This window comes from Phyllobacterium sp. T2-21 (assembly GCF_055378485.1).
The window spans coordinates 1689558-1715941 of the sequence record NZ_AP027912.1 but is presented as its reverse complement, the minus strand read 5'-3'; the positions used below and the strand labels follow the sequence as shown (position 1 = coordinate 1715941).

The window sequence follows — 26384 nt, the reverse complement described above, 5'->3', positions numbered from 1 at the left end:
GGCTTTCGGCCGGGGTTTTGCTGTCTGTCCGTCAGATACGGCGCCATCTGCGATCATGGCGGTGATGCCAGTACGGGCGATCCCAACGGCGGTCATAGCGATGATAATAGCGCCGGTCCCAACGACGGTCCCAACGGCGATCATAGCGATGGCGCCAGTGCGGGCGATCCCAGCGGCGGTCATAGCGATGATAATAGCGGCGGTCGTAGCGGCGATCGTAATAGTCACGGTAATACTGAACGCGCTGCACATTGCTGTCTGCAGCCGCTGGCCCTGTTGCGGTGATGGGCCTTTCGACAGTCATCGGGGCGGCGGACACCGGTCCGGCTGCTCCGAGGGCCCCGATCGACATCACGACGGCAAAAAGAGCTGACATCAACTTTTTCATAGTGCCTCCAGTGAAATGCGCCCTGAGTGAACGTGCATTTCGACATGTTAAGTCCCTTGGGAATAGACTTAAGTCTAATCCCATGAACCAGAGATGAATAATCAATATGGCGCAGCAATGGCACGGGGGACGCGGGCGATCACATATAAAAACCGGCCGTGCGAATATGTGAAAACACCTTCGCACGGCCCGCCGGGGCATCCCTTATTCGCTCGCGCCGTTGTTGGCATCCAGCCGTGTCAGTATCTGATAGGCCATGCGGATGCGGTCCTCATTGGGATAGTATTTGTTGGCCAGAATGACGATGCCGAACTGCTTTTTCGGCACGAAGGCGACATAGCCGCCGAAGCCGTTGGTGGAACCTGTCTTGTTGATGAGCACATCGTCGCGGGCAGGCTGCGGCGGCGTCAGCGCGGTCACCGGCGTCGGCTTGAGCATGTCGGGAGAGTTGCCGCGCAGCAGCGTCTTCAGATCGACCGGATAGGCATATTGTTCCCAGATCAGGTCCTGCGTCATCGCGCCGACCTTGAAATAGCCGGTATGCGTATCGGCGATTGCCCGCTGCAGCTTGCCTTCCAGCCTGGCCATTTTCATGTTTGCTTCCAGGAAGCGGACCAGGTCCGTGCTGGTGGTTTTCACGCCATAGGCTTCCGAGGAAAGGACCGCCTTGCTCACCCGGGCCGGGACATCCTTCCTGGTATAACCCTGGGCATAGTCCGCCATTTTGGTGTCCGGGACGTTGATATAGGTGCTTTTCAAGCCAAGGGCCGGAAACAGCTGGCCTTCCATCAGTGCGGCAAAATTCCGGTTCATCGCCTTTGCCGCGATGTAACCCAGCATGCCGATGCTCGGATTGGCATAGGTCCGGTATGTTCCGGCGGCATAGGCCGGCTTCCAGTTCTGCAGATAGGTCATCAGCTGGTCATCGTTCTTCACCTCGTCGGGAACCTGCACCGGGAAGCCGCCCGGCGTATGGGTGCCAAGATGCATCAGGCTGACATTGCCGAAGGCCGTATCCCGCATGGACGGCAGATACTTGCTGGTCTTGTCCGACAGGGAAAGCTGACCGTTTGCCTGCGCATAGGCCGCAAGCGTGACCACGAAGGTCTTGCTGATCGATCCGATCTCGAAGAGCGTATCGGCCGTGACCGGCTTGCCGGTTTCCCGGGAGGAAACGCCGTAGTCAAACAGATAGGGCTTTCCCTTGATCGTGACGGCGACGGCCATTCCGGGAATATTGTATTTTTCCATGACCGGCCTGATTGCCGCATCCACGACGGCCCTGACTGCCGTCGCCGGTTTGTCGGCCGCATGCCCCATGGCGGCCGGCGCACAGGCGGCAAACAGGATGGAGAGCAGAACTCTGGTGGCTTTCGCTGGCATTTCTTCGACTTCCTTTGCTGGTTCGGCATTGTGGACGGGTCCGCGACCGGCGCGGATTGCGCGCCGGTTGAAAACCCCGCAGGTGCTGGTCATGGAGATCGCCTGACATAAGACTGGCTTCCGCATTGCATCGCAGACCTGCTGAGCCGCATCTATCTAACCGGCTGGGATGCCCTGTCAAAACATGATATCTCGGGGCAGACATAAGAAAAACTAGGGCACACATGGTTCGGCCATTTCTCCCTCTCAACGGCCTCAGAGCCTTCGAAGCTTCCGCGCGGCACCTGAGCTTCACCCGCGCGGCCATCGAATTGTGCGTGACGCAGGCTGCGGTGAGCCAGCAGGTGAAAAGCCTGGAAATGCGCCTGGGCGTACCGCTGTTCCTGCGTCTGCCGCGCGGCCTGAAGATAACGGCGGAAGGCGAAGCGCTTTTGCCCGTGGTCACAGGTTCCTTCGACCGGATGGCCGACACGCTTGACCGGATCGAGGGGGGACAGGTCCGCGAGCTGCTGTTTCTGGGCGCGGTCGGCACATTCGCCGTCGGCTGGCTCCTGCCGAGACTGCCGGATTTCCAGCGGCAGTTTCCCTTTATCGAGGTCCGGCTGTCGACCAACAACAATCGCGTCGACATGGCGGCGGAAGGGCTGGATTTTGCCATCCGCTTCGGCAACGGCGCCTGGCACGGCACGGATGCGACCCGTCTGTTCGAGGCGCCGCTCTCGCCGCTGTGCGTGCCGCAGCTGGCCGAGACGCTGCTGGAGCCTGCCGATCTTGCCAGTCACACGCTGCTTAGAAGCTATCGCATGGATGAGTGGAACAACTGGTTCGCGGCGGCCAACGTTCCCGCCTCGCCGCAATTGAACAAAGCCATCGTGTTCGACTCGTCCTTGGCCATGATGGAAGCCGCCCTGCAGGGGATCGGCGTTGCTCTTGCACCACCGATGATGTTTTCACGCCATCTGACCGCAGGCGCCATCGAACAGCCGTTCCAGACCTCGATCTCGCTGGGAAGCTACTGGCTGACGCGGCTGCAATCGCGCACGCCGACACCAGCCATGACCGCCTTTGCCGAATGGATCGTTTCAGCGCCCTGATCAGGCCGATGCGGCTTGGCTTTTCAATGCCTCGCCGAGATTGTCGAGCATGGCGCTCCAGCCGGCCTGGCGGTATTCCGGCTTGTCTTCATCATCAAGAAAGGCCGCCTGTTCGGTGAGAACAAGGCGGCAGCCTTTGCCCGACGGCGTGAGGTCAACGGTCACGATGCTGCTGGAAATGGGCGTCGTTTCGCGTCTCATCGTACCGGCGGAAATGATCCGTTCATTCGGCACGATATCCTGGTAGGAACTGGTGCTGATATAGGTTTCGCCGCCGGTCTTGCCGAAACGGAAGATGTCACCGCCGCCGATACGAAAATCGAAGTGATCATAGGCCGCGTGCCAGCCATCGCCCATGGCGTTCCAGCGCAGGAGCGCCTCGACACTGGACCAGGCAGCAAATACGCGCTCCGGCGAGGCATCATAGGTGCGCTCGACAACGATGGTTGCATGGTTGACGGAACCTCCGGTCATGATGTCCTCCCTTGCCGGTCAATTCATTAAGTGATTGCTTAAGTATCACGCGATTGGCTGTCACGCAACCAATACTTAATTGTTGACTTAAGTGTCTTGCCACCGAAAATGTCCGCTGCCAGCGCAGCGCACCGGTTCTTGCATAAGCGGCAATCGGGTAAACTCCATGGTGCTGGTGAGTCGAAGGAAAAGCCCGTGAAGAAAAAACGCGCCGACCATGTCTGGGATGTCCCGCCTTCCGCGCGCGGCAAGCCTGCCCGGCTGACGGTGGCCACCTGCCAGTTTCCGGTTTCGCATGACATCAACTCCAATCTGACCCACATGCTCGATCTCATCGCCCGCACCGCATCTGCCGGTGCTGATGTCGTGCATTTTCCCGAATGCGCCCTCTCCGGCTATGGCGCCGCGACATGGCCATCGTGGGATGATTTCGAATGGGCAACGCTCAACGCCGCCATGGACAGGGTTGCCGAGGCGGGCCGCACCCACGCGATCTGGATCGTCACCGGTTCGGTGCATTGGGATCACGCGCACACCCGGCCCACCAATGCGCTGTTCGTGTTTGACGATAGGGGAGCGATTGCCGGGCGCTATGACAAGCGGCGCTGCTCGATCAACGATCTGCGCGCCTTTGCGCCGGGCGACACGCCGTTGATTCTCGATATCAAGGGCGTGCGCTGCGGTTTTCTCATTTGCCTCGACTGGGCCTTTCCCGAACTCTGGCAGGAACACGCCGGCAAGGTCGAGCTGGTCTTCCATTCCTGCTACGCGGACAATGTATCGCGCGACCGGATCGAGGCCCACACGATCCAGCCGCTGATCCAGGGCTATGCCTGGCTCAACCAGTATGCCGTCAGTTCATCCAACTCGTGCCGGCCGCGCCAGAATTTCCCCAGCTTCTGGATCGAGCGCACTGGCCATCACGGCGGCAGCGCGGTACGGGACGAAACCGGTTTCATCCTGAATGTGCTGACCGACGATCCGGAACTCGACGCCTTCTGCCAGCGGGTGCTGGAATTCCGGCGTTCAGCCAGCGACGGCAGCCTCTACGCGCCCTATCTGGAAGTCAAGAAGGCTTGATGCAACCACTGCCAAAATATGGCATGATGTGGCAACGCATCCCCGCAGGTGAGTAACCGTGTCCCGATCCCAGCGCCTTCTCGACCTGATCCAGACCATGCGCCGCTATCGGCGTCCGGTCGCGGGCAAGGTGCTGGCGGAGGAGACCGGCATCAGCATCCGCACGCTCTATCGCGACATCGCCACCCTGCAGGCGCAGGGTGCGCATATCGAGGGCGAACCCGGCCTCGGCTATGTGCTGCGCCCCGGCTTCATGCTGCCGCCGCTGATGTTCACCGAGGAGGAGATCGAAGCGCTGGTGCTCGGCTCGCGCTGGGTGGCCAAACAGCCGGACAACCGGCTTTCCACGGCGGCGCGCGATGCCCTCAACAAGATCGCGGCGGTGCTGCCGGACGACCTGCGAGAGAGCGTCGATACCTCTGCCCTGCTGGTCGGTCCCGGGGACGGATCGGCAACCGATGGCGTCGATCTTGCCGACGTGCGCAAAGCGATCCGCAGCGAGCGTAAGCTCGATATCACCTATCGCGACGGCAATGGCAGTCAATCCAGCCGCCTGATCTGGCCCTTCGCGCTGGGTTTCTTCGATAAAATGCGCGTCATCGTTGCCTGGTGTGAACTGCGCCAGGATTTCCGGCATTTCCGCACGGACCGGCTGTCGCGGCTCGAAGCAACGGACATACGCTATCCCAAGCGCCGGCAGGTCCTTTTGCAGGAGTGGCGCGACGCGCAGGGTATCGCCCAGCCGCGCTGATCACTACTGCCAGAAACTGGCAGCATGCCGTTTTATGGTGTTCCCATCAAAACCTGAAGGAGAAATGCCGTGGCCAACCCCAATCTCATCATTCTTTACGTTGCCAATGCCCCTGCCAGCCGCGCCTTCTATGCGGCTCTGCTCAAGCGCGAACCGCTTGAAGAAACGGTCAATTTTGCCATGTTTGCCCTCGACTCCGGCTCGCTGCTCGGCGTCTGGGCGCACAACAAGGTTGAACCGGCCGTTACCAGCATTGGTTCGGGCAGCGAACTCGTGTTCAGCGTGGATACGGACAGCGAAGTCGAGGCAACCCACAGGGACTGGGCGGCACGCGGGTTGCCGATCGTTCAGGCGCCGGTGCACATGGATTTCGGCTATACCTTTGTTGCCCTCGATCCGGATGGTCACCGGCTGCGGATGTTTGCCGCCACCCCACAACAGGGAACGGCGCAATGAGCCGGCACTGGATCGCAGTTGCTTCGGCGGACCATGTCCGCCGCGGCCTGCAGGACGGCTTCATGCAGGTGTGCCACGGCAAGGAAGGCCCACTGAAGCGCATCAAGCCTGGCGACGGGGTGGTCTATTATTCGCCGACCGAGATATTCGGCGGCAAGGACCGCCTGCAGGCTTTCACTGCCATCGGCATGGTGCAGGCGGAAGACGCCTACCGCCACGACATGGGCGGAGGGTTCGTGCCGTGGCGCCGCAATATCGGCTGGTTCGATGCCACGGAAGCGGACATCCGCCCGCTGCTCGACAGTCTCAGCTTCACCAGGGGCAGGCAGAACTGGGGCTACCAGTTCCGCTTCGGGGTGCTAGCCATCAGCCCGGAGGATTTTGATGTCATCGCCGGGGCCATGCATGCCCATCGTCAAGGGCTTAATGTTGCCCCGCCTCTGCCATCGCTCCGGATGGCGTGCGATGACGGGTTGCAGCCCAGAACATCAGGGCAAGCGCACTGATGCCCGCCCCAGCGAGGCTGACCCCTGCCCAGCCGGCGGAGGCGTAGACCAGCGTGGAGCCGAGCGAGCCTGCCGCACTGCCGATTGAATAGAAGATCATATAGCCCGCCGTCAGGCGGCTCTGCGCTTCCGGACGCACGCGGTAGATCAGGCTCTGGTTGGAAACATGTACCGCCTGCAGGGCGAAATCGATGGTCACAATGCCGATGATCAGGAACCACAGTGACGTCTGCATGAAGGCGACCGGTATCCACGACAGGAGCATGATGGTCAGGGCAATGCCGGTGGTGCGCTGCGCATGGCCCCGGTCGGCCCAGCGCCCTGCCCGCGAGGCCGCCAGCGCTCCGGCAGCGCCGGCAAGACCGAACAGCCCGATTTCAGTATGCGACAGCGAAAACGGCGGAGCGCTCAGCGGCAGCACCAGCGGTGTCAAAAGCATGGTGATGTCGGCGAAGATGAACATGGCAATGATGGCACGGATACGCAGCACCGGCTCTTCGATGAACAGGCGGAAAACCGATCCGATCAGCTTCGGATAGGCGATTTTTGTCCGCCGCACTTCGTTGCGTGGCAGGAAGTGAAACAGCAGCGCTGCAATGATCAGCGTCAGCACCGCCGAGACAGCATAGACCGAGCGCCAGCCCGCCAGATCGGCCATGCCACCGGCAATGGTGCGGGCGAGCAGAATACCAATGACGATGCCGCTGGTGACGATCCCGACCACCTGCCCCCGCTCATGCGGCTTTGCCAGACTGGCGGCATAGGCGACGAGCGCCTGCGTGACAACGGCGAGCAGGCCGATGGCGGCCATCGCCACCAGCAGCGCGAGCGAGGTCGGGGCAAAGCACACCGCCAGCAGGGCCAGCGCGGAGAGAACCGATTGGCCGGCGATCAGTCGGCGGCGGTCGATCAGATCGCCCAGCGGCACGATCAGCAGCAGGCCAAGCCCGTAACCGACCTGTGAAATCGAGACGATCATGCCGATGGTGGCGTGGCTCATGCCAAAACTGTCGGCAATGGCGTCGAGCAGCGGCGGCGCAAAATAGACGTTCGCCACGGCCAGTCCGCAGGCAACGGCAAACAGAAGTGCCAGGGGGCGGGAGAATTCTATGGCCTGCGGCCCGCTGAAAGGCGTTTTTTCAGCAATTTCATCCGTATAGACCGCTTGTCCACCGCCAATGACCAGATTATCGTCCTGCTCAAGCTTCATCGCATCCTCCTGCGAATGTGGTTGCAAATTAAAACCTATTGCGTCTTAGCTCCATCGGTTTTATATTGCAACTACCCTTCGCAGAGGGAGAAACAAGATGAGCACTGCTCTGCGACCAAAAAAAGGGGGACTACAATGGTCAAGCGAACGAGCCACAAGGATGATCCGTGCCCGGTGGCAAGGCCACTGGATGCGATCGGAGACTGGTGGTCACTGCTGATAATACGCGACGCGTTTGAGGGATCGCGGCGTTTTGGGGAATTTCAGAGAAGTCTTGGCCTGGCCAAGAATATTTTGTCGACGCGGCTGCGCAATCTCGTTGCCCATGACATTTTCACCATCGCGCCCTGCGCCGATGGCAGCGCCTACAATGAATATGTGCTGACCGAAAAAGGCCGCGATCTCTTCCCGCTGCTTGTCGCCCTGCGGCAATGGGGCGAAGAATACTACTCCGACAGCTATCAGGCGAAAGTTCAACTGGTCGACCGCGAAACGGGTAAACCGGTGCGGCGGCTGGAGCTGCGCTCCGATGACGGGCGCCTGCTCGGGCCTGACGATACGGTGGTTGTCGGGAACTAGATTTCCCTGCCCTCGCCCTGCCTGACATCGCTCCGCGGTGTCTGGCATGGTCATCGCGTAAAATGCAAATGAAAATCATTTGCAATAAGACTTGACGATGATCCGATTATCCGTATTCTGTGATGGTGCCAGTGGGACGCTGGCTCCGGGCGGACAATAGAAAAAGGCCCCATCCTTGACGGGGCCTTTCCATCGATATCACTCGGGAAAAAGCTTATTTGGCTTTTTCGTAGAGTTCGAGGACGTAATCCCAGTTGATGAGACTGTCGACGAAAGCTTCGAGATATTTTGGACGGGCATTGCGGTAGTCGATGTAATAGGAGTGTTCCCATACGTCGACGCCGAGGATCGGCGTTGCGCCATGAACCAGCGGGTTTTCGCCGTTTGGTGTCTTGGAGATTTCAAGCTTGCCGTTCTTGACGGAGAGCCATGCCCAGCCGGAGCCGAACTGTGTGGTGCCGGCAGCGATGAAATCGGTGCGGAACTTGTCGTAGCCGCCGAGATCCGAGTCAATGGCCTTTTCCAGAGCGCCCGGAAGCTTCTTGCCGCCGCCGTTCTTCTTCAGCCAATGCCAGAAATGCAGGTGGTTGTAATGCTGGCCGGCATTGTTGAAAAGGCCGGCATTCTTGCCATAGGACTGCTTGACGATCTCTTCAAGCGAGAGATTTTCAAGACCGGCTTCGGCAGCCAGTTTGTTGCCGTTGTCAACATAAGCCTTGTGGTGCTTGTCATGATGATATTCCAACGTCTCGCGCGACATGAAGGGGGCGAGCGCGTCGTAATCATACGGCAGTGCGGGCAGTTCGAAAGCCATGGAAGTCTCCTCTTCGATTCAATCTGTGATCGGGATTGGCACCGGATGTTCCCCGTTGCGGGGTGATGGCCAATCCTGACAAAACCTGCGCTTGTTACATAGGTCCGTATTTCCCCGGGGGCAATGCGGAACGGATCAATATTTCGGTTTGATCCGGTTTCGGCGTTAAATTTTCGGCGTGGAGTGGGCGAACTCCCAATAGAGCTCCCTCGCCTTCTTGGTGATCGGACCCGGCTGAAGGTCGCGGCCTTCAATACGGGTAACGGGCACGACCTTCGAATGGTTCCCCGTGGAGAAAATCTCGTCGGCGTTGAGGAAATCCTGCACCGTCAAGGTCGCCTGCGTCGTGCGGAAACCGTAATCGGCCAGCACGTCGATCGTGCGGGCGCGGGTGATGCCGGACAGGAACGTGCCATTGGGCGCGGGCGTGAAAATGTGCCCGTCCTTGACCATGAAAATGTTCGAGCTGCCGGTTTCAGCGACATTGCCCAGCATATCAAGCACCAGCGCATTGTCGAAACCGCGGGATTTGGCCTCGAGAATGGCGCGGCCATTGTTGGGATAGAGGCAACCGGCCTTGGCATTGGTCGGCATCGTCTCGAAGCTCGGACGGCGGAAGGGCGAAACGGTGACGGAAAAACCCGTGGGCTCCTGCATCGGCGATTCGTACAGGCTGAGACAGAAGCGGGTTGAAGCGGGATCGGCGGGCACACCCATATAGCCGCCATGCTCGGCCCAGTACATCGGCCGGATATAGACGGCGATCCGGCCATCGAATTTTTTCAGCCCGTCGCGGGCAAGACCGGCAATGTCTTCAGCGCTCATGGTCGGCTGGAGACCAAGCGCGGCGGCGGAGGCATTCACCCGGGCGCAATGGCGGTCAAGATCGGGCGAGACGCCCTCGAACCAGCGTCCGCCGTCAAAAACCGTCGAACCCAGCCACATGGCGTGGCTGCGCGGCCCGATCAGAGGCACGTTGCCCTCGTGCCAGTCACCGTCGACATAGGTCCAGGTGGTTGATTGCGCTGCTGTATTGACTGCCATGAGAGTGATTCCGTCGCTGAGAATAGGTCGCCCTATCGAAGGGTTATTCGACCGCAAGGTCAATGGTTCAGACGCTGCGGAAGGCAAATTGCGACAAACGGACCGCCATAACCAGCACTTTTCCGCGTCAAACCACGGCTTCTCATACTTTTGATGAATTGCGCATCGGAATATCGCCGGTCCACTATGACACGGCAGCATTGAGCCGTTTGTCAGTTCCGGACTTCAAATGTTGTGAGAAAACGCACCGTATCATTTCCCCCCGCTCCCCTCAGGATACGGCTTCTTGGCGGACCCCTTGCCGGGTCTGCTCTTCTTTTGGCTCAAAGAAAAAGGCCGGCAACCCCAGGTCACCGGCCTTTCATGTGGATAAAGGCGGCAGATTACATCACCAGGATCGGCGTCTTGTTCGGCACGCGATCATAGAGATCGATAATGTCCTGGTTGATCAGGCGCACGCAGCCCGACGAAACCGCCTTGCCGATGGACCACCATTCCGGCGAGCCGTGCAGGCGATAGAGCGTGTCCTGGCCATTCTGGAAGATGTAGAGGGCGCGGGCGCCCAGCGGATTGGTCAGGCCGGGCTGCATGCCGCCATTGCGGGCGCTGTACTGCACCAGCTCCGGCTGGCGGGCAACCATCTCATCCGGCGGAGTCCAGGTTGGCCAGTGGCGCTTCCACTGGATGACCGCGCGTCCGGACCAGGCAAAGCCTTCGCGGCCGATGCCGACGCCGTAGCGGATCGCCTGACCGCCTTCGCGCACCAGATAGAGGAACTTGTTCTGGGTATCGACAACGATGGTGCCGGGCTGTTCGCCGGTCGGGTCCTGCACGACCTGACGCAGATAGCGCTTGTTCATCCTCTTGATCGGAATGGCGGGCAGCTGATAGCCGTCATCCTCGCGCGCCGCATACATGGCTTCGTAGGAGCCAAAGGCCGGATCGACATCCGCCTGCGGTGCGAGCGGCTGGCCATTGTCGTCAACCTTGATAACCGGCATATCCGGGATTGCGGCGCATCCGGCGAGGCCGACGGCCGCTGTTGCGGTCAATGCAGTCAGGAAACCGCGGCGGGAAATCATGTTTTGCATCATTGAACCAATTTAGCGGTGGGAGATGGAGTGTGAGATAGCATGGATCGGGTTTACCAGCTCTAAACGCACATAAAATATGGCAACGGACCGTTGGCAATATGGCGCAAACAAGGCGGGTGGCGGACTGTTGCCCTCCCGCAACAGAAAGGCTGCCTGAAGGATGCCTGCACCGTTCACCGGGCGATAAACAATTCGTGAGACCGCGAAACCCGTATTCCAATCGCCGAATCACCGGGGTTCATAGCGAAAATCCGACACGCCGAACCGCCCGGCAAGGTTGCTGAGCGGTGCAGCGCCGGTCTTGCCTCTGACATAGCGATCCATGAAGGCGACACTGGCTTCGCTGATGCGCGTGCGGGTGAACAGGCCGAGATCGGTCCACGTCAGATGACCTGCCCCCAGGAATTCCACGTAATATTTCGGGCCTTTCGACAGGTCGTAGCCGCCGCCCGGCCGCCTCACTTTCGGGGTCACAAAAATATCGCGCGTGCCGCCCTGGTACATGACCGGAGCTTCGAGATGCCGCAGCGCATCCCGGTGCAGATAGGGACCGACATAGGGGGACAGGGCAAGCGTTGCCTTGACGCCGCCGATGCGCCAGCCGGGCCAGGCGCCGCTCATGCCCAGCACGGTATAGCCGCCGAGGGAATGCCCCGCGAGCCCCATCTCGTTCCAGTTGATCCGGCTGTTCCACTGCCGGTCGCGCTTCAGGGCGGCAATCACCTTGCTGAAATCATCGGCGCGGTTCCTGAACGTGGCTTCCGTCCAGCGCAGCGGTTTGCGCAGGGAAACCTGCGGCTTGTCGAGAATGCTCTGGTCGCCATTGTTGCAGGTGGCGTCGTGATGATTGGGCGCGAAGACGATGTAGCCCGCCTTGGCAAAGGCCCGCATCAGGAATTTCGATTGGGTCGAACAGCCGTGGAACCCATGCGAGAAGAAAATGACCGGCTGGCGGGCAATCGTCCGCTGGTCGGGTTCCCACACATGGACCGGCACCCCGCCGATCACCGCTTCGCTGTCCCTGGCAAGGGCGGTTCCTGCCGTGGCCAGCATGGCGGTGAGAACGACGGCGATCAATCGCAACAGGGGGCGCGGCGGAGCGAAAGATTGGCCTGTGCTGTTCATCGGCGCCCGCCTTGTCCGCTATCGTAGTCCTAGCGCTTGCTCAGGCTTCCCAGGATGCCGCGCACCAGCGCGCGTCCGAGCGAGCTGCCCACCGAACGGACCACCGATTTCATCGCCGCTTCCGCCACTGTCTGGCGGGCACGGGGCTGGCCGCCGCGCGGGCCCGGCGCGCTGCTGCCGCCGCCCAGAATATCCGGCAGGCGCCAGCCGCTGGTGCTGTCGGCTTCCTGTTCCTTCGTGGCTGCAGCTTCCGCCTGTCCCTGCGCCGCCTTTTTCTGCAGGACCTCATAGGCGGATTCGCGATCGATCATCTGGTCATACTGGCCGGCGACCGGGCTGGCATTGATCAGTTTCTGCCGCTCGTCAACGGTCAACGGGCCGATGCGTCCCGCGGGCGGGCGGATCAGCGTGCGCTGCACGACGGACGGCACGCCTTTTTCCGCCAGGGTCGACACCAGCGCTTCGCCGGTGGACAGGTTGGTGATCGCCGCGAAGGTATTGAAATCCGGATTGGGGCGGAAGGTATCGGCCGCCGTCTTCACCGCATTCTGCTCGCGCGGCGTATAGGCGCGCAACGCATGCTGGACGCGGTTGCCGAGCTGGGCCAGCACGGTTTCCGGCACATCCAGCGGGTTCTGCGAGATGAAGTAGACCCCGACCCCTTTGGAGCGGATGAGGCGCACCACCTGCTCCACCCGGTTGAGCAGGGCTTTCGGGGCCTCGTTGAACAGAAGATGCGCTTCATCGAAGAAGAAGACGAGGCGCGGCTTTTCCGGATCGCCGATTTCAGGCAGTTCCTCGAACAGTTCCGACAGGAGCCAGAGCAGGAAAGTGGAATAAAGCCGCGGATTCATCATCAGCTTGTCGGCGGCCAGCACGCTGACCACGCCGCAGCCATTGGTGCTCGTGCGCATGATATCGGCGATGCGCAGGGCCGGTTCGCCAAAGAATTTCGTGCCACCCTGCTGCTCAAGCACCAGGAGGGAACGCTGGATGGCGCCGACGGACGGTTTCGTGACATTGCCGTAGCGCGCGGAAATTTCCTCGGCACGCTCGGCGATATTGACCAGCAGAGCCTGCAGGTCCTTCATGTCGAGCAGCAGCAGCCCCTCTTCGTCGGCGATCTTGAAGGCGATGTTCATCACGCCTTCCTGCGCTTCGGTGAGGTTCATCAGGCGCGACAGCAGCAGCGGCCCCATTTCGGAAATGGTGGCGCGGATCGGATGGCCCTGTTCGCCGAAAATATCCCAGAAAATGACCGGCGACGCCTCGAGCGCATAGGGATCGAGCCTGACCTCCGCCGCCCGCTTGACGAGAAAATCCTTTTCCTCGCCCTTCGCGCCGATCCCCGACAGATCGCCCTTGATGTCGGCACAGAAGACCGGAACGCCCGCACGCGAAAACCCTTCCGCCAGAACCTGAAGCGAGACGGTCTTGCCCGTCCCTGTCGCGCCGGTGATCAGGCCGTGGCGGTTGCCGTATTTCAGCAGCAGCGCTTCGGCCTGCTGATAGCTGTCATCCGGTTTGCGGCTCGCACCAAGGAAGATACTGTCGTCAGCGGCCATGGGGGGTGATCCTCTTCACTGTGGTGTTTCTGCCATCCGATATAAAGGCCGGATGCCCGGGGGACAATGCCTTGCGGCCGGGACTCATGCATAAGATTGCAAGGCGGCGCTGAAATTGCTGACGTTTTTGTGTCATCTTCCCGTGCCACAACGGGAGCGACGCCGCCTGAAGAATGTCATGCCGGCTGATCCAGATTGACGCAGTGGCTTGCAAGGCGGATGATATCCGCATATTACGTAAACGTAATTCATGACAGACGGGAGATTAGGCTCATGGACGAACTTATCGCGCGTATTACCGCCAATGTCGGCACCGATCCGGAAACCGCAAAGAAGGCCGTCGGCCTCATCCTTGCTTTCCTGCAGAAGGAAGGCCCGGCCAAGGCAACCGACCTGATCAGCAGCATCCCCGGCGCGGATGCGGCCATTGCCGATGCCAATTCCGGCGGCGGCTTCCTGTCCGGCCTGATGCCCGGCGTCATGGGCCTCGGCTCCAAGCTGATGGGCGCTGGCCTCGGCATGAGCGAAATCTCCGGCATTTCCAAGGAAACCATTGCCTTTGCCCGTGAAAAGGCTGGCAGCGACGTGGTGGACGAAGTCGTCAATTCGATCCCGGGCCTCAGCCAGTTCGTCTGAGACGCACGGCGCGGCCGCTCACAACCAGCATGTCAAACGCGCGCCAGGAGGCGCGCGTTTTCGTTTGGCCATTCCCTCGGTGCGTGGTTCGACAAGCTCACCATGAGGGAGGTGGTTTGATTGCAGCCCACAAGCTTCCCTCATGGTGAGCTTGTCGAACCACGCACCGCATATTTCTGCTCGTTACCTCACGCAGGCTTGCGTGCCGGGACCGTGACGAGATTGACCAGCACCGCCACGACAACATTGGCAGCCAGCGCCAGCAGCCCGATATAGACCGTGAACGGTGCGCCGCCGAGGCTGATGGCCTGCAGCGGTTTCAGGCCGTTGATCCACACCAGATATGTGCCGCCGCAGAAGCCGACAAGCCATCCGGCCAGCAGGCCCGGTGCGCGGAACCAGTTCGAGTAGAGCCCGAACACCAGCGCCGGCAATGTCTGCAGGATCCAGATGCCGCCGAGCAGCTGCAGGTCCAATGCAAACTGCGTCGGCAGGAAGGCAATGACCAGCAGCGCGCCGATCTTGATGATCAGCGACGTCACCTTGGCGACCTTCGCCTCCCCCGCATCCGTCACCTGAGGATTGACATAGGCCTTCCAGAAATTGCGGGTGAAGAGGTTGGAGGCGCCGATGCTCATGACGGCGGCGGGAACCAGCGCGCCGATGGCAATGGCGGCGAAGGCAAAACCGGCGAACCAGCTGGGGAACAGGGTCTGGAACAGCGCCGGAACCACCTGGTTCGGGCTGGAGACATTGAGATGGGCGGCGTGGCCCATATAGCCCAGCAGGGCAAGCAGACCGAGGAGCAGCGTATAGGCCGGCAGCATCACCGCATTCTTGCGGATGGTGTTGCCGCTGTTCGACGCGAAGATGCCGGTCAGCGTATGCGGATACATGAAGGCTGCCAGCGCCGAACCGAGCGCCAGCGTCGCATAAGCCACATACTGGTTGCCACCGAGCAGCAGATTGCCGGAGCCCTTGGCCTTGAAGGCGGCATCCGCCGAGGCGAATACATTGGCATAGCCGCCGAGTTTCGACGGGATCAGCGCCACCGCGGCGATCACCGCGATGTAGATCATGATGTCCTTGACGAAGGCGATCAGCGCGGGCGCGCGCAGGCCCGCCGAATAGGTGTAAAGCGCCAAGATGACGAAGGCGACCGCCAGCGGCAGCTCGCCGGTCAAGCCCAGAGCCTGCAGCACGGCAGCCATGCCGACCAGCTGCAGCGCGATATAGGGCATGGTTGCGATGACGCCGGTGAGCGCCACCGCCAGCTCCAGCCCGCGCGAGCCGTACTGTCCGAATACCACGTCGCCGGCAGTCACGTAGCCATTGTCCTTGGCCCGTTTCCACAGGAGCGGCATGACCATGAAGACGAAGGGATAGACGATGATCGTGTAGGGCAGCGCAAAGAAGCCATAGGCGCCGACCGCATAGACCAGCGCCGGAACCGCGATCACCGTATAGGCGGTGTAGAAATCGCCGCCGACGAGAAACCAGGTGATCCAAGTGCCGAAATTGCGACCGCCCAGGCCCCATTCATCGATATGCGCCATGGTCTTGGGCGCCCGCCAGCGGGAAGCAATGAACCCGAGCACCGTGACAAGGGCGAAAAAGAAGACAAAAACCGAAACGGCAACCGGATCAAGATTAGTCGTCATAGCGCACACTCCGGTAGACGATCCACGTCACGAAAGCCGTCAACGGCACAAAAGCCAGCTGATACCAGTAGAAAAAGGGGAAGCCGAGCAGTTCCGGTTCGCGGGAATTATAGAAGGGAACCCAGAGAAGTCCGATGTAGGGAATCGCAAGTAGCCATAATATGGCCTTTTTTGAACCGTTTTCCATGGATATGTCCTCTCGAAATTAACTTTTGAGGAAAGATGAAACCCGAGGGTTTCATTAATAGGCTCCGCCATCATTTGCGCAAGACGCGATCGATGCGGGCAGCGCGCGGATATGGTTCCAAACGCGCATTATCAACAATGTTCTTTTCGGCACTGTGGCAATTCGTGATCAACAAGACCCCGATACATAAAGAAATTAGTAACCAAGATTCTTCATGCTCCCAGGCAGTCGGCAATTGACGCCAGACACGCGTGTTCCGTGCCTGATGGTTGGTATTGGCCGTGGCGGACCCCTTCGGGGCAGTCGCAGGTTTGAGTAAGCGTTTGGAAAAAGAGTACGATGGCGTTCGCGACCGATACATTCAGGCAGGCTGGTTCCTTTAACCCTTCGGCCTTTCGCGTGGGCAAACCGCGCGGCGCGCTAGTCAGCGCGCTGGCCATCGGCGTCGGCATTGCCGCCACCGTGTGGGTTCTGGCAACCGTGAGCACGACGCAGAAAATGGTGGCCTCCTTGGGCTCAAGCCCGGCGGTGCTGCACCATGGCTCCCATGCGCTCGACAGCATCGCGCTTGTCGACCCGAACAATCAGAAGGTCCGCAGGCCAAGCAGCGCCGCACTCGCAGCACTCAATCCCGAATTGCGGCATCGCATTCCCCACGGCGCACCGACGGACGCCAAAAACGCCAATACAGCGGACCGCGTCGTGGTCAGCCATAACGATGCCTTCGCCGAGCCCGCATCCGCGCTGGTGATGCTTGAGACATCGCCATTGTCTGAATCCGACGTCACCGCGCTTCTCAACACGCCATCCGGACCGGTCGACGCCGAGGTGCAGAACGCAATCCGCGCCGCAATGGTCAACAGCGCCCTGGCGCTGGCAGCAAATAGCAGATCCGCGCCGGCGCTCGACAGCAGGCCAGTTGGTTCCATACCGCTGCCCGCCAACGCCCCCGACCGGGAAAAACTGGAGATCGCCGCGGCGGGCGCGGCCCTGGCCACGGCATCGGACAATCCATTCAGCGCCCAGCCTGATCTCGTGGACAAGCGCCGCCACGAACCGGAAATACCGATCCTCGCCAGCTACGCACCCTCTGCAACCGAGAGCAACCCGATGATGGGGCCGCTCGCGCCGGACCTTGAAGTGGCCGTGCCCGTGCCGGAAGATGCGCCGGACAGAAAGACCGCCAGCGTGGCGCCGGACGATGCGGCCTCTTCCGATGATACGCAGGACACGGTTGACGTTCCGCTCCCTTCGAAGCGGCCGAAACTGGCTGCCGGGACCGCTCCTGCAGCCCCCACCGCCCCGGCAAAACAGCGGCCTGAGGTGAAGATGGCTTCCATCCGCCCGGATGATGCAGCCATCGAAGCCATGCCCCGATCGAAAAGCCTGTTCGGATCGCTATTCGGCGGTTCGCGAAACGGTGTCGCTGTCTATGACATCTCGGCGCGCACGGTTTACCTGCCCAATGGCGAACGGCTTGAAGCGCATTCGGGCATGGGTCACATGCTGGACAATCCCCGCTATACGCGCGAGTCGAACCGCGGGCCGACGCCACCGCATACCTATAATCTGACCATGCGCGAACAGCTTTTCCACGGCGTCGCGGCGATCCGCCTGACACCGGTCGACGGCCGCAATGCCTTCGGCCGCAACGGCCTGCTCGCCCATACCTACATGCTGGGACCGCGCGGCGATTCGAACGGATGCGTGGTTTTCAAGGATTATCGCCGCTTCCTCAAAGCGTTCCAGCGCGGTGAAGTCTCGCGTCTCGTCGTGGTGGAACGCATGTCGTCGTTCTCACGCATGGCCACGCGCTAAGGTCTGGCTCTAGTGTTTTATGCCAAGGCAATAGACATTTATTACGACTGGTGTTATTGAGCACGCAGCTCAATTCAGGAAAGGAGGGCTGCGCATGAATACGTTCTTCCGGCATCATCGCCAGCGTGGCCCCGTCAACGCCCTGCAGATACGTTTGCAGGGCTGACCGGAAACAGCTTTCCATACATTCCAGGTCTGCCCTTCGTGGTCACGCAGCGTCTGCTCGCTTTTTGAGCGGCCTTGCGTCTCTTCACAACCCACCGAGCCAACACGGTTACCTCACCGTTTCGTGCACCCGACGACAGCAGAAGAGAACTGCGTCGCAGCACATGGCCCGGCAGACCAGAGAATAAAATGGCACTGATCAATGTAAGAAACCTCGGCGTCACTCTTGGGGCCCCGCTTTTCACCAACCTGAGTTTTGTCGTGGGCGCGGGTGACCGGCTCGGCATCGTTGCCGCCAATGGCCGCGGCAAGTCCACCCTGCTGCACTGTCTCGCGGGAACGCTCGATTCCACCACCGGCGACATCACCCGCACGCGCGGCCTGCGTATCGGTTATGTCGAGCAGGCAGTACCGGACGCTCTTCTTAGCACCACCTTCTACGACATGGTCCTGCAGGCCTTGTCCGCCGAACAGCAGGAGACCGAAAGCTGGCGCGTCGATGTCGTGCTTGCCTCGCTCGACGTGCCGGATGTCTTGCGCGAGCGCACCGTCAGCCAGCTCAGCGGCGGCTGGCAGCGGCTTGCGCTGATTGCCCGCGTCTGGGTGACCGACCCCGATGTGTTGCTGCTGGACGAGCCGACCAACCATCTCGACCTTACCAAGATCGCGCAGCTGGAAGACTGGCTGAACAGTCTTCCCCGCGATGTGCCGGTGGTGATCTGCAGCCACGACCGGGCCTTTCTCGATGCGACGACCAACAGGACCCTGTTCCTGCGGCCGGAGAATTCGCATGCCTTCGCCCTGCCCTACACGCGGGCCCGGGTAGCGCTTGACGAGATCGACGCGGCGGAAGCGCGGCGCTACGAGCGCGATATGAAGGTGGCGCAGCAACTGCGCCAGCAGGCGGCCAAGCTCAACAATATCGGCATCAATTCCGGCAGCGACCTCTTGGTTGTGAAGACGAAACAGCTGAAGCAGCGGGCGGAAAAGCTGGAGGATGCCGCGCGGCCCGCCCATCAGGAACGGTCAGCCGGGGCGATCCGGCTTGCCAACAGCGGCACGCACGCCAAGGTGCTGGTGACGCTCGACGATGCGTCCGTCGAGACGCCGGATGGTACGCCGCTGTTCAAAACCGGCAGGAAATGGATATGCCAGGGCGACCGGATCGTGCTTCTGGGTGCCAACGGCACCGGCAAGTCACGTCTCGTCGGCATGATCCGGCGTGCCATCACCGATCCGCTGAGCTCGCCGGACACCGTCAAGGCGACACCCTCGCTGGTGCTTGGCTATGGCGACCAGGCGCTGGCCGACCTGCCGGACCGCGACACGCCGTTCGACACGATCAGCCGGCGGTTCGATATCGGCGACCAGCGCACGCGCACCCTTCTGGCCGGGGCCGGACTTGGCATCGATATCCAGAACAAGCCCAACAGCGTGCTGTCGGGCGGGCAGAAGGCGCGGCTGGGCATGCTGGTGCTGCGGCTGGCCAATCCGAACTTCTTTCTGCTGGATGAACCGACCAACCATCTGGATATTGACGGGCAGGAAGCGCTGGAATCCGAACTGATGGCGCATGAGGCCAGCTGCCTGCTGGTCTCGCATGACCGCAGCTTTGTCCGGGCGGTCGGCAACCGGTTCTGGCTGATCGAGAAACGGCGCCTTGTCGAGGTGGAAAGCCCCGAAGCGTTCTTTGCTTCCGTCAGCGGCACCCCATCCTGAAAGGGGTACCGGGCCGTCTCGCCGAGGCGGCCCGGTGCCGGTTCAATGGGCGTGCGCGGCCTGCGCCGTGACGATGGCGTCGGCCTCCTTGCCGTAGAGCTCCTCGAAATGATCGAAGGCCTTGGAAAAGCTGCCGATGCCCTGCGTGGCGGAGCGCAAGGCCCGCCCCAGTTCATCCAGCGAACTGCCGGGGATCATCGCGCGGAAAACGTCCCAGCCCTTGGTGTTGTCATCCCGGTCGAAGCCCAGAACCTGTCCCTTGAAGGCGGATACAATAGGCACGAGATTGCCTGAATAGACCGATGGTATGTGAATTTCGATGCGGAAGACCGGCTGCATGAGCACGGCCGAGGCTTCCGACAACGCCTGCCGGACACCCATTTTTGCCGCAGCGCGGAAGGCAAATTCCGAACTGTCGACCGAATGATGCTGCCCATCGGTCAGCATCACGCCGACATCGATGACGGGAAGGCCGAGCGGGCCCCGCTCCATCGCTTCGCGCGAGCCCGCTTCCACTGCGGGGATGTAGTTGCGCGGCACCGCCCCGCCCTTCACCGTTTCGCCAAAGGAAAAGCCCTCGCCGCGCCCGTTGGGATGCACGCTCAGTTTCACGTCGGCAAACTGGCCGGCGCCGCCGGTCTGCTTGCGGTGGCGGTAGTGAACATCGGCGGGTTTGGAGATCGTCTCCCGATAGACCGGACTTGGCATGCGGTCGGTGACATTGACGTGGAAGACCTCCGCCAGGGTTTTGCACAGGTCGCGCAGATGCACCGGCCCCTGCACGCTGACAAGCTGGGCACCGGTGCCCTCTTCCTGCGCCACCTTGAGCCCGCGGTCCGTTTCCACCAGTTTCGCCAAAGTTTCGGAGAGCTTTGTTTCGTCCCGCTCGCTTTCGGGAACGAGAATACGCTCCAGCATGGGTGTGGGCGGTGTCGTCCATTCCGGCGCCGCTATGGCTGCATCCACTGTCAGCAGGGACGGCACCGGCAGATGATCCGACTTGACGGTGCTGAACACATCGCCCGGCGCTGCGGTTCCCGACGCCGTGGGGCGCCCGGTTCCAGGGTCCTGCACAGGGCCAAGACGCCCGCCACCCAGAAGCGCGCCTTGCTTGAGGCCATCCTTCAGTGCACGCACCAGCACGGTCTTGCCGATGTTCTGGCGGTGATAGGCATGAAAACTGACGGCTGCCAGTGCGTTTTCCGGCGTGCTGTTGGCCGCGGCAAGGCGCTTGCGCAGGGCATCGACCGGCGGCGCTTCATGGCGCAGGGCTTTCATCAGGCGCAGCATCCCGTTGCTGTGGCTGGCCGCGCCAAGCAGGACCGGAATGATCTTGTTCTCCCGCAACACGCGCGACGAGATGGCAAAGACGGCGTCACTGGGCGGCTCGCGGTCTTCGATCAGCTCTTCCAGCAGCCAGTCGTCGAATTCTGAGAGATGTTCAAGCAGCTCGGCGCGCGCCTCGTGTTCCCGTTCAAGCTCGCCTTCCGGTATGGCGATCAGGGCGGATGTCTGGCCTTCGCGATAACGCCAGGCCCGTTCCGAGATCAGGTCACAGGTGCCGACAATCTTGTCGCCTTCGCGGATCGGAATCTGCCGCAGGACAAGGGAATGGCTGCAATAGCCCTGCAGCGCGGCAATGACATCGCGTATCCGCCCCCTTGGCTCGTCGATGCGGTTGACAAAGACGATGCAGGGCGTTCCCGACGCTTCGATGACCCTGAGGTACGGGGCGGCGAGCACCGCCTCTTCCGGCACGGGCGAAACGCAAAGGATACAGGCATCGCTGGCAATCAAAGCATCCTGCGCGTGGGCCAGGGCTTCATTGCCACCCGGCGTGTCCAGCGCGCACCATGCCTCGTTTCCGAAGGTGAATTCCGTCAGATTAAGCCCGTAGGGCGAGACCGACTTCTTTGGCGCGCCCTCCAGCGCGCCGAGTTTTTCCACGAGCGTGGATTTTCCGGTCTGCGAGGGCCCAAGTACCGTAAAGCAGCGCATTCGCGTCCTCCCCTGCTACGATCATAGTCTCGCCTGACAGGATGCCTCAACATGGCCAAAAGCGCCAGAGTGCGGTTGTTTTTCTTGGTTTGGCAGCGCTTTTCCAGCCATGCAAACGAAAACAGGCCGGACTTTCGTCCGACCTGTTTCATTCCGGTCTGTCATCGCGGACCGCCATGACGGCGGTCCCGCTGGCGACGCTTTAAGCGGCGCTCAGCTGATCCGCTGACATTTTGCCCGACTTCTTGTCGCGCACCAGTTCGTAATTGATTTTCTGGCCGTCGTTGAGATCACGCAGACCTGCGCGTTCAACTGCAGAGATGTGTACGAATACATCTGCACCGCCATCTTCAGGCTGAATGAAGCCGAAGCCCTTTGTAGAATTAAACCATTTAACTGTGCCTGTGGCCATAATGAACCTCCGTAGGGCAGATGTATCGAGTGTCGCGCATAGCGCACGACGCACCCTTGTAGCGATTTTTTATAGAAGCCGTAAAGCCCATATGCGTGAAAGTGTTAACGTGTCTTGCAACTGTTTTATTACAATGGCGCGACAGAGCCCGGTTCTCCGGCCGGATGGCCTTGCACTTGCGGCGCGTCCGCGCCATGAGTGGGCGCAGGGTTTCGGGCGTCGGACAGACATATGCAGGGTAAGAAAATAGCGATTATCGGCGGCGGTCCCGCCGGGCTCATGGCGGCGGAAATGCTGTCCGGCACCGGGCACGCCGTGACCGTCTACGACGCCATGCCAACCGTAAGCCGCAAATTCCTGCTGGCGGGAAAATCCGGCCTCAACATCACCCATTCGGAAGATTATGACCGCTTCGTCACCCGTTACGGCGCCGCATCGGCACGGTTGCGCCCGGCACTGGACGGGTTCACACCGGCCGATGTGCGGCGCTGGGCGGCAGATCTCGGCACGGAGACATTCACCGGATCATCCGGCCGGGTTTTCCCGACGGCGATGAAAGCCTCGCCGCTGCTGCGGGCCTGGCTGCGGCGGCTCGAGGCACGCGGCGTCCGTATCCTGACCCGGCATCGCTGGACGGGCTTTGCCGAAAACGGCTTCGCCTTCGACACGCCCGAAGGCCCCAAAACCATCGATTGCGATGCCACCCTGCTGGCACTCGGCGGTGCAAGCTGGCCCCGCCTCGGTTCCGATGGCGCATGGACGGCCTGGCTGAGCGGGAAAGGTGTTGAGATCGCCGCATTTCGTCCGGCCAATTGCGGTTTTGACGTCGCTTGGGACGATGGGTTCACGCAGCGGTTTGCCGGCCAGCCGGTGAAATCCGTCACGGCGACGTCGGATGCCGGTACATTTCCCGGCGAGTTCGTCATCACCCGGAACGGGATCGAAGGCAGTCTGGTCTATACCCATGCGGCCAGTCTGCGCGATCGGCTCGAACGCGAAGGCAGGGCCGCCCTTACGCTCGACCTTGCGCCGGGCCGGAGCGTGGAAAGGCTGGCAAGGGACCTGGCACGGCAGGACAGCAAGGCCAGTTTCGCCAATCGCCTGCGCAAGGGCGCCGGCATCGACGGCGTGAAAATCGCCCTGCTGCGCGCGTTCGCGCCTCCCGCGGCTCTCGCCGATCCCAAAAAGCTGGCGCGGCAGATCAAGGCCACGCCGCTGGCGGTCCTGCGCCCGCGCCCCATCGCCGAAGCCATTTCCTCGGCGGGCGGCATTTGTCTGGACGCCATCGACGACGGATACATGCTGAAGGCGCTGCCGGGCGTGTTCGCCGCCGGGGAGATGCTGGACTGGGAGGCACCGACCGGCGGTTACCTCCTGACCGCCTGCTTTGCCACCGGTCGCGCCGCGGCGCGGGGCATGGAAGCCTGGTTGAACCGGTAGGCAATCTTTCCGGTCCATACGGCAAGCGCGAGCTCTGCCAGGCCGCACGCCAGGATCAACAGCAAAAGCCCGTTCTTGCCCGCATGGACCAGCATCCAGCCGCCGACCGACGGGAAGCCGAACACCCCGACAAAATAGGACAGGACGAACCATGTCAGTGCGGCAGGGCGACGGTCGGCGGGCGAGTCGTTGACCGCCTGCGTCTGGATGATGGAGTAGACGAGCCCATAGCCGATCCCGAGCAGCAGCGCGGCCAGCACGTGAAACACGGCACTCGCCGGAACGGCAAACATGGCAATGATGCCAAGAACCATGATGAACAGGAGGACTTGCGCACTGATTTCCTTGGGTACCCGGTTGACCAGCGGTGCGAGCAGCCAGCGCGACAGGACAACCGTAACCGCATAAATGGCAAAGAATGTGCTTGCCCGTGCAGCGGTACCGGCGACCAGCGCGGTCTGGAATGTCAGGATGCCGGAGAAGACGCAGGCGCCAAGGGCAACCATGACAATGGGATAGATCGCCGCCGTGCGGCTGATGGCAGGAAAATCGCGCAGCCACCGGCGTGAACCGCTGGCCGGATGCAATGCCACAGCCACCCGCTGGAAGGCCGCAAGCAGGACTGCGGCAGCAAGAGCAATGCCGCCGACAATCAGGAACGTCGTGACTGTCGCAAAATGCAGCGTGCGGATGGCAAAATCCGCCAGAATCGGACTGCCGCCGATGCCAGCCATCTGGAACGCGCCGAACCGGGTGAACCAGAATGCACGATCAGCATCATCCGTTCTTTCAATGACCGCCATGGGCGCCGCGAGATAGAAGGTGCCCCAGCCGAGGCCAATGAGAAACCCGCCAACGGCGATCAGCGGCGTGATGGACGTCAGCATCGCAAGGAGAACAAAACCCGCCGCGACGCTCAAGGCGCCGCAGGCCGCCAGATTTGCCGCACCGGCCCGGCCGGAAAACCAGCCGACAAGCGGCACGCCGACGAAGGTACCGGCCATGGCCGCCGCCAGCGCCAGGCCCGTATCGACTTCATTGCCGCCGAGCGTGTGGAAATAATCGTTGAGCAGGAAGGTGGCGCCATAACCGGCGGAGGTCAGCAAGGTGCCGAGGAACAGAAAAATCGCAGTGGTGAAGCGCATGGCCTTGACTCGCACGAGGAGGAATAAGTGGCTTCATAAAAGCTGCAATACTGTATAAAATACAGGTCCACTTCACGCCGCCCGCGTGGACCACTTGGGAGAGGAAATGCCCGTTCCCCGCAAAACGCGCCGGCGTGAAAGCCCCGTGCATTCGTTCGAGCCGTTCATTGACAGGGACGCGGCCTCACCCGTGGCGCGCCAACTCTACCTGTCGCTGCGCAAGGCAATTCTGACCGGCCAGATCCGTCCCGCCTCGCGTCTGCCGTCGACGCGCCTTGCCGGCATCGAATGGGGGCTTTCGCGCGGCGTGGTTGCGGAGGCCTATGACATCCTCATCACCGAGGGGTATGCGCGCGGCGTGCACGGTGCGGGCACATTCGTTGCGGCCAGCATTCCCGCCCGGCAGCAGACGCCGAAAACACCCCAGACGGAGAAACCGGCGGAGCGCACCATTTCCGCAGCCGCCCGCCGCGCCCTCGCCAGTGCCGGCAGCTTCGATACCAGCACGCAGGTGCCGTTCGTCACCGGCCGCGTGGTGCACGACGAACGGACGAGCGCGCTGCTGCGCAAGCTTTCGGCCCGTCATCTGAATTTCAGCCGCGACCATTATCGCCATGTGCAGGGCCAGGAAGAGCTGCGTGAAGCCATCGTGGCCTACCTCACCGCTTCACGCAGCGTCCGCTGCGACGCCAGCCAGATCTTCATCACCTCGGGCACACAACAGGCCATCGATCTGGTGGCCCGGACCCTGGTCACGCCGGGTGACCGGATTTTGATGGAAGACCCCTGCTATCCCGGCGCCCGCCACGCATTCGCGCTGCACGGTGCGGAACTTACAGGCATAGAGGTCGATGAAAACGGCCTGCAGACAGCGCTGCTGCCTCCGCTATCCGGTCAGGTGCGTGCAATCTATGTGACGCCGTCGCATCAATACCCGGCAGGCGCAGCCATGTCGCTGCCGCGCCGCCTCGCGCTGCTCAATTGGGCGCGCGACAACCACAGCTGGATCATCGAGGACGATTACGACAGCGAGTTCCGTTATGATGGCAGGCCTCTGGCTTCGCTCCAGGGGCTGGATGAAAACGAACGTGTCATCTACCTCGGCACGTTCAGCAAAGCGCTTCTTCCAAGTTTCCGTGTCGGCTACGCCGTTGTGCCGCATGATCTCGTGCCGGCGTTTGCAGCCATACGCCCGTTTTTGGACCGCTTCCCGCCCCCGTTCCAGCAGAGTGTTCTGGCGGATTTCCTGGCGGAGGGCTATTTTTCCAGCCATCTGCGGCGGCTGCGGGAGAGCTACCGCAAATCGCGCGACCTGCTGGTTACTCTGCTGCAGGAGCAGGTTGCCGATCACTTGACGGTCGCGGTCCCGCACCAGGGCATTCATCTTGTCGGCCGCAGCACCGGAACGTGGCAGGCAGACCAGGCAGTTGCGGCGGCCTGTGCCGTTCGAGGGGTCAAGGTGATGCCGGTTTCGCCCATGCATATCTCAGCAATGCCGCGCCAGGGGCTGCTCCTGGGTTTTTCGGCGCTGACATCCGGTGAAGCGGAACCTGCCACGGCGCGCCTGCGGGCGGCCCTCGATGAGGTGGCTATCTGTTGACCACGAGCATCTTCATCCGCATGCGCCGGCGCAATCGCCG

General features: G+C 61.5%; 25 protein-coding genes. 11 read left to right on the top strand and 14 right to left on the bottom strand.

Features of this window, described 5'->3' with window-relative positions:
• Nucleotides 1-31: 31 nt before the first annotated feature.
• Together ACZ5FP_RS08565 and ampC are read right to left on the bottom strand one after the other, a co-directional pair.
• A complete protein-coding gene (locus tag ACZ5FP_RS08565; protein ID WP_464663031.1) occupies nucleotides 32-376 on the bottom strand; it encodes a hypothetical protein in 345 nt (114 codons plus the stop codon).
• 216 nt (nucleotides 377-592) lie between these two features.
• The gene (ampC, locus tag ACZ5FP_RS08560; protein ID WP_464663217.1) at nucleotides 593-1771 is read right to left on the bottom strand and encodes a class C beta-lactamase; all 1179 of its coding nucleotides are present in this window, start codon (nucleotides 1769-1771) and stop codon (nucleotides 593-595) included.
• Between the two features lie 224 nt (nucleotides 1772-1995).
• On the opposite strand from ampC, the gene ACZ5FP_RS08555 reads away from it, so the two are divergent.
• A complete protein-coding gene (locus tag ACZ5FP_RS08555; RefSeq protein WP_223611406.1) occupies nucleotides 1996-2865 on the top strand; it encodes a LysR family transcriptional regulator in 870 nt (289 codons plus the stop codon).
• On the opposite strand, the gene ACZ5FP_RS08550 is transcribed toward ACZ5FP_RS08555, so the two are convergent.
• Entirely contained in the window at nucleotides 2866-3339 is a 474-nt protein-coding gene (locus ACZ5FP_RS08550) for an SRPBCC family protein (protein ID WP_464663030.1), read from the bottom strand.
• A 195-nt stretch (nucleotides 3340-3534) separates the two neighbouring features.
• On the opposite strand from ACZ5FP_RS08550, the gene ACZ5FP_RS08545 reads away from it, so the two are divergent.
• From ACZ5FP_RS08545 to ACZ5FP_RS08530, 4 genes are all read left to right on the top strand, one after another.
• Nucleotides 3535-4419, top strand: a complete 885-nt coding sequence (locus tag ACZ5FP_RS08545) for a carbon-nitrogen hydrolase family protein (RefSeq protein ID WP_464663029.1) — start codon at nucleotides 3535-3537, stop codon at nucleotides 4417-4419.
• A 58-nt stretch (nucleotides 4420-4477) separates the two neighbouring features.
• Nucleotides 4478-5170: a helix-turn-helix transcriptional regulator gene (locus tag ACZ5FP_RS08540; RefSeq protein WP_464663028.1), complete on the top strand. Its 693-nt coding sequence runs from the start codon at nucleotides 4478-4480 to the stop codon at nucleotides 5168-5170.
• 69 nt (nucleotides 5171-5239) lie between these two features.
• Nucleotides 5240-5626 carry a VOC family protein gene (locus ACZ5FP_RS08535; RefSeq protein ID WP_464663027.1) on the top strand — a complete coding sequence of 129 codons (387 nt, stop codon included), beginning with the start codon at nucleotides 5240-5242 and terminating at the stop codon, nucleotides 5624-5626.
• Nucleotides 5623-6132 (top strand): EVE domain-containing protein, encoded by a 510-nt coding sequence (locus ACZ5FP_RS08530; RefSeq protein ID WP_464663026.1) that lies wholly within the window; start codon nucleotides 5623-5625, stop codon nucleotides 6130-6132. Before ACZ5FP_RS08535 ends, ACZ5FP_RS08530 begins: the two co-directional genes overlap by 4 nt.
• Here the strand turns inward: ACZ5FP_RS08530 and ACZ5FP_RS08525 are convergent.
• A complete protein-coding gene (locus ACZ5FP_RS08525) occupies nucleotides 6050-7342 on the bottom strand; it encodes an MFS transporter (protein ID WP_464663025.1) in 1293 nt (430 codons plus the stop codon). The genes ACZ5FP_RS08530 and ACZ5FP_RS08525 overlap by 83 nt on opposite strands.
• A 135-nt stretch (nucleotides 7343-7477) precedes the next feature.
• Between ACZ5FP_RS08525 and ACZ5FP_RS08520 the strand changes: the two genes are divergently transcribed.
• The gene (locus ACZ5FP_RS08520) at nucleotides 7478-7921 is read left to right on the top strand and encodes a winged helix-turn-helix transcriptional regulator (protein WP_346307893.1); all 444 of its coding nucleotides are present in this window, start codon (nucleotides 7478-7480) and stop codon (nucleotides 7919-7921) included.
• 214 nt (nucleotides 7922-8135) lie between these two features.
• On the opposite strand, the gene ACZ5FP_RS08515 is transcribed toward ACZ5FP_RS08520, so the two are convergent.
• The 5 genes from ACZ5FP_RS08515 to ACZ5FP_RS08495 all read right to left on the bottom strand — a co-directional run bounded on the left by ACZ5FP_RS08515 (nucleotide 8136) and on the right by ACZ5FP_RS08495 (nucleotide 13563).
• A complete protein-coding gene (locus ACZ5FP_RS08515; protein ID WP_105737248.1) occupies nucleotides 8136-8735 on the bottom strand; it encodes a superoxide dismutase in 600 nt (199 codons plus the stop codon).
• 165 nt (nucleotides 8736-8900) lie between these two features.
• Nucleotides 8901-9779: a branched-chain amino acid aminotransferase gene (locus ACZ5FP_RS08510; protein ID WP_223611414.1), complete on the bottom strand. Its 879-nt coding sequence runs from the start codon at nucleotides 9777-9779 to the stop codon at nucleotides 8901-8903.
• Nucleotides 9780-10162: 383 nt separating this feature from the next.
• The gene (locus tag ACZ5FP_RS08505; RefSeq protein WP_223611415.1) at nucleotides 10163-10870 is read right to left on the bottom strand and encodes a L,D-transpeptidase family protein; all 708 of its coding nucleotides are present in this window, start codon (nucleotides 10868-10870) and stop codon (nucleotides 10163-10165) included.
• 231 nt (nucleotides 10871-11101) lie between these two features.
• A complete protein-coding gene (locus ACZ5FP_RS08500; RefSeq protein ID WP_464663024.1) occupies nucleotides 11102-11998 on the bottom strand; it encodes an alpha/beta hydrolase family protein in 897 nt (298 codons plus the stop codon).
• A 29-nt stretch (nucleotides 11999-12027) separates the two neighbouring features.
• Nucleotides 12028-13563: a helicase HerA-like C-terminal domain-containing protein gene (locus ACZ5FP_RS08495; RefSeq protein ID WP_464663023.1), complete on the bottom strand. Its 1536-nt coding sequence runs from the start codon at nucleotides 13561-13563 to the stop codon at nucleotides 12028-12030.
• A 273-nt stretch (nucleotides 13564-13836) separates the two neighbouring features.
• Between ACZ5FP_RS08495 and ACZ5FP_RS08490 the strand changes: the two genes are divergently transcribed.
• Nucleotides 13837-14199 (top strand): hypothetical protein, encoded by a 363-nt coding sequence (locus ACZ5FP_RS08490; RefSeq protein ID WP_105737238.1) that lies wholly within the window; start codon nucleotides 13837-13839, stop codon nucleotides 14197-14199.
• A 188-nt stretch (nucleotides 14200-14387) separates the two neighbouring features.
• On the opposite strand, the gene mctP is transcribed toward ACZ5FP_RS08490, so the two are convergent.
• Nucleotides 14388-15860, bottom strand: a complete 1473-nt coding sequence (mctP, locus tag ACZ5FP_RS08485) for a monocarboxylate uptake permease MctP (protein WP_223611418.1) — start codon at nucleotides 15858-15860, stop codon at nucleotides 14388-14390.
• Entirely contained in the window at nucleotides 15850-16047 is a 198-nt protein-coding gene (locus tag ACZ5FP_RS08480; RefSeq protein WP_223611419.1) for a DUF3311 domain-containing protein, read from the bottom strand. Before ACZ5FP_RS08480 ends, mctP begins: the two co-directional genes overlap by 11 nt.
• Nucleotides 16048-16386: 339 nt before the next feature.
• Here ACZ5FP_RS08480 and ACZ5FP_RS08475 point away from each other — a divergent pair, with 339 nt between their 5' ends.
• Nucleotides 16387-17865, top strand: coding sequence for a DUF2778 domain-containing protein (locus tag ACZ5FP_RS08475; protein WP_464663022.1), 1479 nt, complete (start codon nucleotides 16387-16389; stop codon nucleotides 17863-17865).
• Between the two features lie 354 nt (nucleotides 17866-18219).
• Nucleotides 18220-19749 carry an ABC-F family ATP-binding cassette domain-containing protein gene (locus tag ACZ5FP_RS08470; protein WP_464663021.1) on the top strand — a complete coding sequence of 510 codons (1530 nt, stop codon included), beginning with the start codon at nucleotides 18220-18222 and terminating at the stop codon, nucleotides 19747-19749.
• Between the two features lie 42 nt (nucleotides 19750-19791).
• Here ACZ5FP_RS08470 and ACZ5FP_RS08465 read toward each other — a convergent pair whose 3' ends face one another.
• Together ACZ5FP_RS08465 and ACZ5FP_RS08460 are read right to left on the bottom strand one after the other, a co-directional pair.
• Nucleotides 19792-21747, bottom strand: coding sequence for an elongation factor G (locus ACZ5FP_RS08465; protein ID WP_464663020.1), 1956 nt, complete (start codon nucleotides 21745-21747; stop codon nucleotides 19792-19794).
• Nucleotides 21748-21949: 202 nt separating this feature from the next.
• Nucleotides 21950-22159, bottom strand: a complete 210-nt coding sequence (locus ACZ5FP_RS08460) for a cold-shock protein (RefSeq protein WP_162700345.1) — start codon at nucleotides 22157-22159, stop codon at nucleotides 21950-21952.
• Between the two features lie 231 nt (nucleotides 22160-22390).
• Here ACZ5FP_RS08460 and ACZ5FP_RS08455 point away from each other — a divergent pair, with 231 nt between their 5' ends.
• Nucleotides 22391-23599 (top strand): TIGR03862 family flavoprotein, encoded by a 1209-nt coding sequence (locus ACZ5FP_RS08455; RefSeq protein WP_464663019.1) that lies wholly within the window; start codon nucleotides 22391-22393, stop codon nucleotides 23597-23599.
• Here ACZ5FP_RS08455 and ACZ5FP_RS08450 read toward each other — a convergent pair.
• On the bottom strand, nucleotides 23527-24744 hold the full coding sequence (locus ACZ5FP_RS08450) for an MFS transporter (protein ID WP_464663018.1): 1218 nt from the start codon (nucleotides 24742-24744) through the stop codon (nucleotides 23527-23529). The genes ACZ5FP_RS08455 and ACZ5FP_RS08450 overlap by 73 nt on opposite strands.
• Nucleotides 24745-24850: 106 nt before the next feature.
• Here ACZ5FP_RS08450 and pdxR point away from each other — a divergent pair, with 106 nt between their 5' ends.
• A complete protein-coding gene (pdxR, locus tag ACZ5FP_RS08445) occupies nucleotides 24851-26344 on the top strand; it encodes a MocR-like pyridoxine biosynthesis transcription factor PdxR (protein WP_464663017.1) in 1494 nt (497 codons plus the stop codon).
• The last annotated feature ends 40 nt before the right edge of the window (nucleotides 26345-26384 follow it).

Excerpts from the sequence above, each read along its gene's own strand:
- ACZ5FP_RS08455 (WP_464663019.1), top strand. The coding sequence starts at position 22,391 with ATGCAGGGTAAGAAAATAGCGATTATCGGCGGCGGTCCCGCCGGGCTC.
- mctP (WP_223611418.1), bottom strand. The coding sequence starts at position 15,860 with ATGACGACTAATCTTGATCCGGTTGCCGTTTCGGTTTTTGTCTTCTTT.
- ACZ5FP_RS08495 (WP_464663023.1), bottom strand. The coding sequence starts at position 13,563 with ATGGCCGCTGACGACAGTATCTTCCTTGGTGCGAGCCGCAAACCGGAT.
- ACZ5FP_RS08510 (WP_223611414.1), bottom strand. The coding sequence starts at position 9,779 with ATGGCAGTCAATACAGCAGCGCAATCAACCACCTGGACCTATGTCGAC.
- ACZ5FP_RS08525 (WP_464663025.1), bottom strand. The coding sequence starts at position 7,342 with ATGAAGCTTGAGCAGGACGATAATCTGGTCATTGGCGGTGGACAAGCG.
- ACZ5FP_RS08450 (WP_464663018.1), bottom strand. The coding sequence starts at position 24,744 with ATGCGCTTCACCACTGCGATTTTTCTGTTCCTCGGCACCTTGCTGACC.
- ACZ5FP_RS08530 (WP_464663026.1), top strand. The coding sequence starts at position 5,623 with ATGAGCCGGCACTGGATCGCAGTTGCTTCGGCGGACCATGTCCGCCGC.
- ACZ5FP_RS08470 (WP_464663021.1), top strand. The coding sequence starts at position 18,220 with ATGGCACTGATCAATGTAAGAAACCTCGGCGTCACTCTTGGGGCCCCG.
- ACZ5FP_RS08490 (WP_105737238.1), top strand. The coding sequence starts at position 13,837 with ATGGACGAACTTATCGCGCGTATTACCGCCAATGTCGGCACCGATCCG.
- ACZ5FP_RS08555 (WP_223611406.1), top strand. The coding sequence starts at position 1,996 with ATGGTTCGGCCATTTCTCCCTCTCAACGGCCTCAGAGCCTTCGAAGCT.
- ACZ5FP_RS08475 (WP_464663022.1), top strand. The coding sequence starts at position 16,387 with ATGGCGTTCGCGACCGATACATTCAGGCAGGCTGGTTCCTTTAACCCT.
- ACZ5FP_RS08460 (WP_162700345.1), bottom strand. The coding sequence starts at position 22,159 with ATGGCCACAGGCACAGTTAAATGGTTTAATTCTACAAAGGGCTTCGGC.
- ACZ5FP_RS08550 (WP_464663030.1), bottom strand. The coding sequence starts at position 3,339 with ATGACCGGAGGTTCCGTCAACCATGCAACCATCGTTGTCGAGCGCACC.
- ACZ5FP_RS08515 (WP_105737248.1), bottom strand. The coding sequence starts at position 8,735 with ATGGCTTTCGAACTGCCCGCACTGCCGTATGATTACGACGCGCTCGCC.
- ACZ5FP_RS08465 (WP_464663020.1), bottom strand. The coding sequence starts at position 21,747 with ATGCGCTGCTTTACGGTACTTGGGCCCTCGCAGACCGGAAAATCCACG.
- ACZ5FP_RS08500 (WP_464663024.1), bottom strand. The coding sequence starts at position 11,998 with ATGAACAGCACAGGCCAATCTTTCGCTCCGCCGCGCCCCCTGTTGCGA.
- pdxR (WP_464663017.1), top strand. The coding sequence starts at position 24,851 with ATGCCCGTTCCCCGCAAAACGCGCCGGCGTGAAAGCCCCGTGCATTCG.
- ampC (WP_464663217.1), bottom strand. The coding sequence starts at position 1,771 with ATGCCAGCGAAAGCCACCAGAGTTCTGCTCTCCATCCTGTTTGCCGCC.
- ACZ5FP_RS08480 (WP_223611419.1), bottom strand. The coding sequence starts at position 16,047 with ATGGAAAACGGTTCAAAAAAGGCCATATTATGGCTACTTGCGATTCCC.
- ACZ5FP_RS08505 (WP_223611415.1), bottom strand. The coding sequence starts at position 10,870 with ATGCAAAACATGATTTCCCGCCGCGGTTTCCTGACTGCATTGACCGCA.
- ACZ5FP_RS08565 (WP_464663031.1), bottom strand. The coding sequence starts at position 376 with ATGTCAGCTCTTTTTGCCGTCGTGATGTCGATCGGGGCCCTCGGAGCA.
- ACZ5FP_RS08520 (WP_346307893.1), top strand. The coding sequence starts at position 7,478 with ATGGTCAAGCGAACGAGCCACAAGGATGATCCGTGCCCGGTGGCAAGG.